Genomic DNA, 12,529 nt, shown 5'->3' with positions numbered 1-12,529 from the left:
AATTACTCATTTCATAACCTGAGGATAAACCTCAGGCTAAATTAAGGCTAGGCTTTCAGCCTTGCAATGACATTATAATTTTCATATCACACCACCTACTTAAAGATCAATAAAAATAATTGAGTCGTAACTTATTTTATGGCTGAAGGCCATTATCAATTAAGCCCGAGGTGTTAACCTTGCGTTATAAATATCAAGTTTAAGTTCGTCCTGTAAGGACAGTTCATTCTCAGTCTAACCACTTAAATATATGGTAAGGATCGAATCTTAATCAATTATTTAATTGCCCTTTCAGGACGCTACAAATTACTCGTTTCATAACCTGAGGATAAACCTCAGGTTGAATTAAGGCTAGGCTTTCAGCCTTGCTATGACATTATAATTTTCATATCACACCACATAACTATTACACCATCTGCTTAAAGACCAATAAAAATAATTGAGTCGTAACTTATTTTATGGCTGAAAGCCAGTTTCAATTAAGCCCAAGGTGATAACCTTGGGTAATGCAGTAAAGTATTAATACGCCCTGAAAGGGCAGTTCAACAGCAATGCATCAGAAATTTAACTGTTTCCAATCGGCTTTTAATCGTTCAGTTAGAGGTACACCCATACCTTTTACATCAACACCCATATCACTTAACTCATCAGCTACGCCATACATATTGGCACAATTAACACATGCTTCCAGCACCACTCCATCTTCCTTCATTTGCAGCACTTTCTTTTTGATCTCTTCGTTTTCAGACAATAACTTGGCAGATGGCCCCCAGATAACAAGATGCACTTCTTTAAACCATTCCCTTTTTTTGGCGGCATGTGTATACATCAAACAAACTTTAAAAGCCACATCCGGATCACCACTACTCCAAATAACCATTAACTTATCATTTTCTCTCATCTCTTTTTTCTTAGCTGTTATCCCCATAATTGGTAATATCATCAAAAACAAGGCAATCAATCGTAATTTCATATCATATTCTTTATATATTTCAATCAAATATCATCTCATTTCACTTAAAAGGCAACTATGAGCCAAAAAGAATTGTACATACAATTATTGAACGAGCAATTAAATAAAATAGATGATCGTGACTTCAACCTATCATCCTGGAAAAAAGCCAGTTCAATTATCATTGACTCCATCTTCGGTAGTCATTCTGTTCAATCAAAAGCAATAGCGGCTCTTAATTACGAATACAATAGTTGGGCACTTCGCGATGAATCGGGTAAGGCCGACCCTTTAAAGGAAGATTGTAAAGCTTGCATGAACGTTATTATTCAGCAACTTGAAATTCAAACGGAGCCAAATCCTGATGATAATACGAGAAATGAGGAATTTGATTTTATCTGGACGCCCTTTGAGGATGAACTAACCGGATCGTCGCTTAGAAATTTAAAGCAATTATTGCAAGATAAAAACACCGAAAAAGAGGACATTGAGAAATTCTTAAAGAATTTACCAGATCAAACAAACATTGATATACTTACCAGTATTATTACTGCAGAAACACTAAAAAACTGGTTAAACCAGAACAAATAAACAGCACTTAAGAAATGATTTCGTACGCCATTATTGATAATATATTTCACGTTTCATTATCAGGAACCATCGAACTGAAAGATTTACTCACATTTCTGAAAGATTTTTCAGAGATAGAGAATCGGCCGGAAGACTTGAAGATTTTTTATGATCTCACACAAGCTAATGTAGATTTACACCTTGATGACATTAATAAATTGTCGGCCATTGCTGAAAAGTCAACATTAGATTTAAGCTCAGTAAAAACTGCCTTTTTGGTCGAAGACCCTAAGGTAACAGCTTATGCTATGCTTTTCTCATGGTTACCAACTAATGAGCGAATAAATCGAAAACAGTTCTCAACAAAGGATGCAGCCATTGAATGGCTTAATTCCAACGAAGATTAAAAATATAAAAAACCACCTCAAAGGGTGGTTTTTTTATTGATGTATAATGAGAAGCTGTTTTAAGTTTATAACTTATTCTTCATTTTAAAGTCCATGTGTTCTCTCGCCAGTTTTTGCTCACGCTTTAAAGCTGATTTACGATGATTTTCAAATTCCTCTTCCAACTCTGATAAGCGATGCTTTGTTTCGTTAGTAATAGAATTACTTCTCTTAAAAAGTAAAAATAATATAACCGCTAAAGCAGTCAAACCCAAAACCAGACTCCACATAATGGTATTGTACAACGATTTGGATAACTCGTTTCCAAATAAGGCAATACTGTCTTTGCTTTTAGTAACTGTGTCTAAATTTGTTTTTAAAACAGTTATCTGAGAATTTAATTCCGCCTCATTTAAGTTAAGCTGCTCAATCTCTACTTGATGCTTATTAATACTACCTTTTAAATTTACGATACTATCGCTCGCACTCTTTCTCAACTTATTTAAGTACCAGGTTTTTACAACTTTGAATTGCTCAAAGGTATTTGATTTTTTAATCACATAATCAAACTGTCCTTTTACGTTAGTACTATCAAAAACGGCTACATCCTGGGGTGTTTGTGCAAACATCACTAAAGTATTTGCAAGAAATAATAATAGTATACCGTACCGTCCAATTTTTCTCATATTTCTAAGTTTTACGTCCTCTAATGCAACGTTGGGGTTAAGCTCAATATTGCTTTAATTCATAACTTTTTTAATAATCTCACTTTCTTCAATCAAAAATATCAATTATTTATCGAACTGATCATATAAGAAGAAACAAAAAAAGCTTCCCTGAGGAAGCTTTTCCAAATATATGATGTATAAATTACATTCTTTCAGGCACATCTATTCCCAGCATCCACATTCCATTTTTAATGGCTTGTCCAACACTTTTACACAGGAACAAACGCATTGATCGGATAGCTTCGTTTTCCTCAACAGCAATTGGCGAGTCGTGATAAAACTGATTGAACTCTTTTGCCATATCATAAATATAGTTAGCAATTACAGCCGGACTATATACCTTACCAGCCTCCTTCACTACCGATGGAAAATTAGCCAACATCGACATTAATTGCACTTCTTTATCACTTAAAATAGTGGTAGAATCAATACAATCAGGAATTGAAAATCCTTTATCAGCAGCCTTACGTCCAATAGATTGAATACGTGCATAAGTATACTGAATAAATGGTCCGGTATTACCATTAAAATCAATTGATTCCTTAGGGTCAAAGGTCATATTCTTACGAGGATCAACCTTTAAAATAAAATATTTCAAGGCTCCTAAGGCAATGGTTTTATATACTTTTTCAGCTTCTTCCTCAGAATAACCTTCCAATTTACCGAGCTCCTTCGACATATCACGCGCCGTATCAATCATAGCTGCCATTAAATCATCAGCATCTACAACTGTTCCTTCACGCGACTTCATTTTACCTTCGGGTAATTCAACCATACCATAGCTGAAATGAACCAAATCTTTACCCCAATCAAAACCCAGACGATCTAATAAAATAGCGAGTACTTTAAAGTGGTAATTCTGTTCGTTACCAACCACATAAACCATTTCATCAATCTTATAATCATCAAAACGCAATTTAGCCGTTCCGATATCCTGAGTCATGTACACACTGGTTCCATCGGCGCGTAGCAACAATTTCTCGTCTAAGCCATCTTTCTCAAGATCAGCCCAAACACTGTTATCTTCGCGTTTCTCGAATACACCTTTCTCAACCCCGCCGAGCACCATGTCACGACCAGTTTTATAGGTATCCGATTCGTAATAGATTTTATCAAAATCAACACCCATGGTTTCATAGGTAGTAGCAAAACCACTATAAACCCATTTATTTAATTGCTCCCAAAGCGCATATACTTCAGGATCGTTAGCTTCCCACTTCAAAAGCATTTCGCGAGCTTCCTTCATCAACGGAGAGCTAGCCTCAGCTTCTTCTTTGCTTGCACCATCTGCAATTAAAGCTGCTTGCTCTTTCTTTAATTCCTGATCAAAACGTACATAGTAATCACCAACTAAGTGATCACCCTTTTTACCCGTTGATTCCGGAGTTTGACCTTCTCCCCACTTCTTCCAAGCCAACATCGATTTACAAATATGTATACCTCGGTCGTTAACGATATTAGTTTTCACAACCTTGTTACCATTGGCTTCAACAATGCGAGATAGAGAATATCCTAATAAGTTGTTACGGATATGTCCTAAATGAAGTGGTTTATTTGTATTAGGTGAAGAGTATTCAATCATCACCTGCGATGATTCATCCGTTACTTTTTTAATCCCGTAACTATCGTCATTTCCTATCTTATTAAGAAAATCAATCCAATAAGCATGCGATAACTGAATATTTAAGAATCCTTTTATTACATCAAATTCCGATACATTTTGACAATCATTTTTAATAAAAGCTCCCAATTCGTTTCCAGTTTCAACCGGATTTTTTTTAGAAACCTTTAATAATGGAAATACCACAATGGTATAATCGCCCTTCATATCTTTTCGAGTAACCTGCAATTGAATCGACTCCAATGCTATTTCGGCTCCATACAGTTCTTTAACTGCTTTTACTACAGATGTTTTTAATTGATTCTCAATTCCCATTATTCAATATTATTACGAGTAAGCTATATTTATAGAAGTTGCAAAGGTAATAAAGATATGCTTTAGGTGAATACCCGATTGAGGTATCTATATCAGTTTATGCATTAAAAAATTTATTTTTAACACATTATTTAATAACTTAACTGACTATAACTATTTTTAAATATTTGAATGTTTCTACATATAATCAATTGTTATAATTTTGTTAATTCAAAACCAAAGCTATTCATGTAAGGGATTATATGAAAACATTTTAATTAAAGCATTCAACATTTGAAACCTATTCATAACATAGCAATCACAGCCCTGCATCCACAAAATGCTTCTACCATTAGCTCGGGTTTTAACTTGACGCATATGTTAAGCATTGGTGTAACGCTGCTACTTTCAGCGTTAGTTGCATTTATTATCTATACCTACTATCGAAAAGGAAACAAGAACCTATCTCAGAAGCTTCACTCCTTGAACCAACACACCTCAACCAGATCAACCGACATTGGCACCATCCTTTACCAAATAGTTAATCACATTCCATATTCAGCCTGCATAGTAAATTCGGAGGGGCGAATCAGTGTTAGTAATGTGCAGTTTATTGCTCAATGTGGTAAAAACAGAAATGAGCTATTTCAACAAATTTGGCACGAAGCATTAAAAATTAATGTCAGTGACATCGACATATCTTTAAACAGGGAAAAAAGCTACACCATAAATCATGTTAATCATTCTTCCTTAAAAATTACCACTAAACCTATTATTCTCGAAAACCTGCAAGTATCACTTTGCAGCATTGTAATTGAAAACATTACACACATTGAAAGTAACCTGAGTGATATTGAGTTTAGAAAAAAATATTTTAAAGAGATTATAGACAAAACTAACCTTGCTTTATTGGTTGAAGATTACGAAGGCCATATACTGGAAGCTAATATAGCAGCCTGTGAATTATTAGAAATAGATTATAATTCTTTAAAAAACAAACGGATTCTTGACTTTACGCCAGGCTATCAACACGACCTGATGCAAGATCGTTTCAACCCAAACAATGAACACGATAAACTTAGAACTATTAATCATTTAATAACTCAAAATAACAATGAGGTTCCGGTTAGCATCAGCACTTTCGAAATTGACTATTATGGTACCAACGTTCATTTCTTTCTAATTAAAGATGTTTCGGAGAAGGTTCGGATCGAAACCGAAATGAAAGAAGCTAAAAGAAAGGCGGAAGAATCGGATCGCTTAAAATCATCATTCCTGGCAAATATGTCGCATGAAATCAGAACTCCAATGAACAGTATCATGGGATTTACCGAATTGATGTGTGATGATCAGATATCAAACCTTGAACGAAAAGAATTTCATAACATCATAAAATCCAGCGCCAACAATCTCCTTAATCTGATCAACGACATTATGGAGTTTTCTAAAATTGAGTCTGGCATAATAAAACTCAAAAATGAGGATCTGAGTGTAAATGAACTCTTCCATTCCCTAGAAGAATATGCCAAAAACCTTCTTCAAAATCAGTCAAATGTTGAGTTTATCATTGACTATCCCACAATTGAAGAGTCAGCACCAATTATTGAAACCGACCAGTACAGAGTTGAACAAGTGTTACGACAATTAATAAACAACGCCGTAAAATTTACTTACAAGGGAGAAATACGTGTAAAAAGCACATACCAAAAAGATGGCTCCATTGAATTTATGGTATCGGATACTGGTATTGGCATTCCCAAAGAAAAAACCTCGAGTATATTTCAAAAGTTCAGGCAAGCCAATGACGAAAACTCTCGCGACTTTGGAGGTGCTGGTCTGGGCTTAAGTATATGCCAACACCTGACGAAGTCTCTTGGTGGTTATTTATGGCTAAAATCAAAGGAAGATGCCGGCTCAACTTTTCGCCTAACAATACCCCAATACAATATAGCGCACCTTTCGGAGCTCAATAAACCAAGGATTCTTATCTACCGAAATAATGATGAAGTATCGAGCCACTTATCATTTATTCCAACACACCAAAGGATTTGTGTGTATAGCAAAGAGGCTCTGCAACACATTCCAGAATCAAATGACATTGCTGTAATCATTCTTGAAACTCCTCACGATCTAAGTCTTAAGCAATTTGAGGAAGAACAAGTTCAAAAACAGTATCCAATATTACTATATGAAAAGGGTAATACAAATGTTATTTATTCGCCAATCGAAGAGGATAAAGGCAGAGTATTATCAAATTCCCAAGATCTAATGTTATTTATTAACGATTTGATACAGAGTTAATCTATTTCGAATTCGAGAGGAATAATATACTCACTCTTTATGGGAGCTCCATTTCTTGTGGCAGATAGAAACTCCCATTCATCGGGCAAATCCGATGCAACCTTTAAAACTGCCTTATCAATAAGAGGATGTAATTTCTCAGATATGTAGTAGCCATAAACCTTACCATTCTTATCAATCATTAAATTAAGCACTATCCTACCACTGATGTCTTCATCAACCGCTTTTTCGGGATAATTAACATGATCGACCATAAAAAGATATGGAATCAAAGGACTGCCTTTATAAAAGCAAGGTGTTCGAACAGATGAAATAATTCTGTTATTACTTCCTATTCTGACAATTGAATCCGAATCGAAATCATACTCATATTCCAACAGATTATTAAAACTATAATATTGCCACTGTCCTATTCTTTTACCATTTCTATAATTACCATCCTCAATTAGTTGGTGTTTATAGAACAATCGGTAACTCCCCTCTTTAATACTTGTATCTGGTTTAACATGAGAATACACCTCTTTGAAAAAACCATAATTACGCGTAACTTTTTTAACATCTTGAGAAGTAGATGAACTAAGCCAGGTAAAAAGCAAAACAAGTGTAAAAATATAATATGGCGCTTTCATACAGTTTATAACGATTAAAGACCCTAATAGGTTATAACAACACTTAATTATTTACGTCCCAACTCATCTTTGATTCCAAGCACACCCTTAGCAATTTCTTCCATCTGAATTAAAACGTTGGCGGTTTGACCATCTTCACCTAGTCCCTTCAGTTTATTATTTCGAACGAAAGCTTCTTTAACTTCTGTCCAACGCAGCTTATCTTCTTCATTCAACACGCCATATAATTCTTTAAATTTAAGCATGTTTGCTTCCGCACCCGTGGTTAATGTTTGCGCCTCATTTCTATAATGCGATAATAACAAAGTATTCAACTCTTCCTCATTCATAATCGGCAATATCTTTTCCGATATCTTATTCATATCGCGATAGGATCCTTGCAACTTAAATGCAGGCTCAGTACGATATTCATCGGCTTGTGCTGCAGAAGAAATATACTCCAAATTCACTTTTAGTATTACATCACGCGCCTTAATCAACTTCTTCAACACATCTACGTAGTCATTAATTTCTTCAGGCGTATGTGCAGCCTCAAACTCATGCCCATCCTTTTGTCCTGTTTCAGCTATTGAAATAAGCGTATATAAGTCCGCCTGGCTTTTGCTTGATAGTTTATTTAAAACAGGATTCGAGGTAAGGGAATTCTCGATATAACTCATTTTAAATTCCTCGTCCGATCCACCAATGATATCTCCAATATTATAAATATCGGCACGGTTGGCTAACATATCAGGTATCTTAAACTTATCACCACTTTCGGTATAAGGGTTACCAGCCATTACCACGCAAACCTTTTTACCTCTAAAGTCATAAGTTTTACTCTTACCCTTATACACACCTTCAACCTTACGCTGGGCATCACAAAGCGATATAAACTTCTGTAAAAATTCAGGATTACAATGCTGAATATCGTCCAGATAAATCATCACATTATCTCCCATTTCAAAAGCCAGATTTAGTTTTTCCAACTCTTCACGCGCAGCGGCATTAACCGCCTCAGATGGATCGAGTGATGTGATTACGTGACCAATAGACGGCCCATTTATTTTCATGAATATAATACCCAATCGACTGGCCAAATATTCCATTAAGGTGGTTTTACCATATCCCGGAGGCGATATTAATAACAACATACCCATTAAATCGGTACGTTTACCAGCTCCCTCTGCTCCTATCTGCTTTGCCAGGTTATTACCAATAAGAGGAAAATAAACTTTATCGATTAACTTATTACGTACAAATGAAGACAATACACGCGGTTTAAATTCATGTAATCGTAAGTCATCGGCAAATTGCTCGGTTAGTTGTTTCTTCTGTCTTGTATATTGCGTATACAAAGTCGTTTTAATAGTAACAAAGTGCTTAAGGCGCGACACAAACTCATTAAAGTCAAAAGAATAAGCTTTTCCATGTAGCAAATTATGACTCCCTTTTAAACCTTCAAGCTGACACTTAACGGATTGATTTATTAAAGTTTTGTCCTTCCTTGAATCCAACAGCAGACTTATACTTACTTCGTTAAGGTATTGCGTATCTTTTTTCTCAACATCAAAATAGGCTGAAACCCAGTTGCGAATCAAGCGATAGGCATTGGACTTATCTTCTTTCAAGGGTTCAACAGAAGCTTTAAACTGTTTGCTTGCACGATTCTTTCTAAGGTAATCTTGAAACCCATCAAACAGAACAGATGCCTCCTTCGATAAAATAAAGTTATCCTCTTTTGCAATTTGATACAGCAGGTATGAAGCAGCATCTTTGATTAACTCAGCATCAAACAATTGCTCCTCATTATTAAATTCACATAAGTGCTTTTCGAGCACATCAAGCAAATAATTGAACTGTTTAGTATCCGGAAAAACCTGCAAAATCAAACCAGCCCCTTTCAGGTTATTGTTCAAATCTGACTTAAGAACTTCATCGCAATGGGCATTCCAAAAATACTCAGCCATAGCACGCGCATCAGCAGAGAAGCGCAGCAAACCAGCATTAAAATACACATTAAGCATTTGCCTTAATATCAAAGCAGCATCCACATCGTGAACCCCTTTGGAGTAACCTTCGTTGTATCGCAATGACATAACACCCTGCACATATTCCTGCAATTGAGTCTCATCCTTTTCTTTTAATTCTTTTAGAGATGCACTGCCCTCTGTCTGTTCAAGTGACATCGTATAAATTTGATAGGCCAAAAATTCGGAACGATACACATTCTTATCTTCCGATGGCAACACTTGATTCCATATTTCTTTGGTAGCTAAAAAGCTTTCGTCACGAACTTGCTCAAAAAAGTTAGTACTACTTAGGTGATAGTACATTTCACCATCCTTGTTAATCATCGACAATTCAAGGTTTTGAGTATTAACCGAGAATTTATGATTTCCAAACTTTATAATATTGGACCCATCTTCAAACAACTCCTGCTTATCCTTTAGTTGCCTTACTGTTTCTTCCTTAAGTGATTTTAATTTACTTTCAAGATCATCCGCTTTAATGTTATCATCCAGCTCTTTCAGCTCAGTTATTACATCACGAACTTTCTCAATCATTAAATCCGAAGCAAAATAACCATTCACTTCATTTATCTCTTTAAACTTTGAAACACGATTACGAATGGCTTTAAGTATGCGCTCTGCTGAAGATTGAAGTGCCGTTGTTTTTCGGTTGCGTTTCTCAACCAAACTCAACTTTTTCGATTCGAAGGCATTATAAACCTGCTCACGTTTTTGCGTGATGGATTCCATGAACTCTTCAAAATCAGAAAACTTACCTTCCAACTCTTCGAGCTGTACCATAAGTTTTGAAAGATATTCATCAGCCTTACCAGGAGAATCACAAAGATCGAGGTAATTAAGCATGCCCTGCTCAACCAATCGAAGTTGAGAAGCAAACTCTGCTTTCGCCTCAACGGCTCTTAATCCTTTGCGCTGTTTCTTTAAATCGGCTTTTATAATATTAAACTGGGAGTATACAGCCGAGATATTATTGATGATTTGTGTAGTTTGAGTAGCATCATCAATCTTTAGGTTACTTACAATATCAATCAACATTTCCAACTGACCTGCCAGCTTCACAATTTCTTCGGAAAGATCATCAGCTTCACTTACTTTAGCAATTTCGCCGACTGATGAACGAATTTTCTCAACCTTTTGCTCGTAGGCATCCAAGGCCTCGTCTCGAAGCAAGAAGGTAACACAGTCCTGTGATAAACGGTGGGTCTTCTCTTCGACAGACTGCTCCAGTTCTTTTACAAAATCCAGATCAACATAGCGAAGTTCCTGCAAGCTTATTATTTCACCTCTAACAGCACGCAAATCAGCCAACAACTGCACATAACGATCTATGTCAGTTATATTCTGAGAACTAATATGTCTGAAAATCTCCTTTACCTTGACTTCTGCATCGTTTACACTATCTGTTGTACTTTTTCTGATGCTGCGTACTTTCTCATATTCACTTATTGCTGAAAAAGCCGATTTCTTAATTTCCAACAAAGGACTTTTAATGTCGAAGGCATCAGTTTCGGCCAACCAGTAATACGAATCTACAATGGATGTACACTGCTTAACTAAATCGCCGTATACATCATTATAACTTTCATCCTTATTTACCAGCAACATAACTTCACGACACTCCGCCATTGCCTTTACCACATCTTTATTTCCAATTTTATAAAGGCGCGAATTATTAGAGGCAGGTAATTGGTGGTCAGAAGTCATGAATGGCGTTGTCCATACTTGTATGGTATGATGCTTACTGGCTTCTTCATGTCCTTTAAAATAGCACAATTCACCATTATCAAACATAGAGTAACCATTACAAATAAGCGGCGTTTCAATCTTTTGATTGATTAAATTATAAATGAGCAAGACGTAAGTACCTACTTCCTGATTGAAAAAGACATATAGAAAATCCTCACCATTAAATGATGCTACTTTACGCTCAAACATCAGGTTGTCAAAATCACCATCAAACACCTTGAACTGTCCGTTTTGCAAATAATAACCATTGGCAAAAATCAAACCTTGATCATCTGGCAATAATACACAGGAATCTTCAAGCGCATCAATTCGTTTGACCTCTTGTACTTTTGAGTTGTATACAAAATATCGAAAGTCCTTTTCCTTATAGGGCAATATGCGTATCACAACTAAATTGCCAACAATGGCATAATGAATTTCGGAATCATCTAGGGTTTGATCAGGCACTTCAACCTCCTCGGCATAAATACCTAAACCGCTATCCGTATTGTCTTCAATTTTAATGGTAAGATCGCCTCCAACAGCCTCTACAAAAACAATATCTTCGATGGATACATGTGGATGTTCGCCATAAACATACTGCTCGCGCGTTGCCTTTGTCCATTGAAACTCGTGCTGATCGGGAAAAACAAATTCATGTGTATGCCGATTACCTTTATATTCTAACTTATCTCCCTTTACCAACCATTTAAAAGCCTTAATATCATCCGTTTTTTTTCCGATCTGAAAAACCATATACAGATGTGGCCCTATGCTTGCAAACTTGATAAATCGTGTTGTTTTATAATACTCATATAGGTTCTCAAAGTCACTTAAAAATTGATCATCCTCAATCAGTGACAAACTTTGTTCTGAAAACTTACGATCCTCATATGAATATATACTAAACACATCGTCCAAAGATGTTTTGGTTTTAAGACCAATAATCACATTGTAACCAAATATCATTGAACTTCCAATGGATACCATATCAACGGGCGAACAATTATTTTGTGTGCTAATACGATCAGTGGCAACCAGTGAACTCTCGATGGAACCAAACACTTCTTTTCGTGAAACATTGAGCTTATCAAGCCTTTGCCCCAGATCATCAGCATTTTTTCTCAATCGGTTCTTAATTATTTCATAAGTTCCTTCTTCGAGTTGAATATTTTTTTCGTTTGCTGTATTAGGCTTATCAGACATAGGATATCAGTTAGTCTTATATGTTTATGGTAATAGAGAAAAGGTATAAATAGGGTAATAAACACAGGTAACCAATGCCATGGAACGATCTTTTAAATCGTCCCA

8 protein-coding genes are annotated in these 12,529 nt (G+C 35.8%); 3 read left to right on the top strand and 5 right to left on the bottom strand.

The genetic code is table 11. The annotated features are described in order from the left end of the window. Nucleotides 1-556: 556 nt before the first annotated feature. The gene (locus tag ACRD7B_RS08785) at nucleotides 557-973 is read right to left on the bottom strand and encodes a DsrE family protein (protein ID WP_430824146.1); all 417 of its coding nucleotides are present in this window, start codon (nucleotides 971-973) and stop codon (nucleotides 557-559) included. A 57-nt stretch (nucleotides 974-1,030) separates the two neighbouring features. On the opposite strand from ACRD7B_RS08785, the gene ACRD7B_RS08780 reads away from it, so the two are divergent. Together ACRD7B_RS08780 and ACRD7B_RS08775 are read left to right on the top strand one after the other, a co-directional pair. Beyond that, on the top strand, nucleotides 1,031-1,543 hold the full coding sequence (locus tag ACRD7B_RS08780; RefSeq protein WP_430824145.1) for a hypothetical protein: 513 nt from the start codon (nucleotides 1,031-1,033) through the stop codon (nucleotides 1,541-1,543). 14 nt (nucleotides 1,544-1,557) lie between these two features. Then, nucleotides 1,558-1,929 (top strand): hypothetical protein, encoded by a 372-nt coding sequence (locus ACRD7B_RS08775; RefSeq protein ID WP_430824143.1) that lies wholly within the window; start codon nucleotides 1,558-1,560, stop codon nucleotides 1,927-1,929. Nucleotides 1,930-1,994: 65 nt separating this feature from the next. Here the strand turns inward: ACRD7B_RS08775 and ACRD7B_RS08770 are convergent, their stop codons facing one another. Together ACRD7B_RS08770 and argS are read right to left on the bottom strand one after the other, a co-directional pair. Beyond that, nucleotides 1,995-2,594 carry a tRNA (guanine-N1)-methyltransferase gene (locus ACRD7B_RS08770; RefSeq protein ID WP_430824142.1) on the bottom strand — a complete coding sequence of 200 codons (600 nt, stop codon included), beginning with the start codon at nucleotides 2,592-2,594 and terminating at the stop codon, nucleotides 1,995-1,997. Nucleotides 2,595-2,778: 184 nt separating this feature from the next. Beyond that, the gene (gene argS, locus ACRD7B_RS08765; RefSeq protein ID WP_430824141.1) at nucleotides 2,779-4,572 is read right to left on the bottom strand and encodes an arginine--tRNA ligase; all 1,794 of its coding nucleotides are present in this window, start codon (nucleotides 4,570-4,572) and stop codon (nucleotides 2,779-2,781) included. Between the two features lie 273 nt (nucleotides 4,573-4,845). Between argS and ACRD7B_RS08760 the strand changes: the two genes are divergently transcribed. Beyond that, complete coding sequence (locus tag ACRD7B_RS08760) at nucleotides 4,846-6,852, top strand: PAS domain-containing sensor histidine kinase (RefSeq protein ID WP_430824140.1); 2,007 nt, start codon at nucleotides 4,846-4,848, stop codon at nucleotides 6,850-6,852. Here ACRD7B_RS08760 and ACRD7B_RS08755 read toward each other — a convergent pair. Continuing rightward, complete coding sequence (locus ACRD7B_RS08755; protein ID WP_430824139.1) at nucleotides 6,849-7,481, bottom strand: energy transducer TonB; 633 nt, start codon at nucleotides 7,479-7,481, stop codon at nucleotides 6,849-6,851. The two genes, ACRD7B_RS08760 and ACRD7B_RS08755, sit on opposite strands and share 4 nt — an antisense overlap. 47 nt (nucleotides 7,482-7,528) lie before the next feature. After that, nucleotides 7,529-12,424: a DNA repair ATPase gene (locus ACRD7B_RS08750; protein WP_430824138.1), complete on the bottom strand. Its 4,896-nt coding sequence runs from the start codon at nucleotides 12,422-12,424 to the stop codon at nucleotides 7,529-7,531. Between the last annotated feature and the right edge of the window lie 105 nt (nucleotides 12,425-12,529).

It is taken from the genome of Carboxylicivirga fragile (genome assembly GCF_050589805.1).
In the GTDB taxonomy this organism is placed as follows: domain Bacteria; phylum Bacteroidota; class Bacteroidia; order Bacteroidales; family Marinilabiliaceae; genus Carboxylicivirga; species Carboxylicivirga fragile.
The sequence above is the reverse complement of the archived record's forward strand: the minus strand, read 5'-3'. Positions and strand labels throughout refer to the sequence as shown.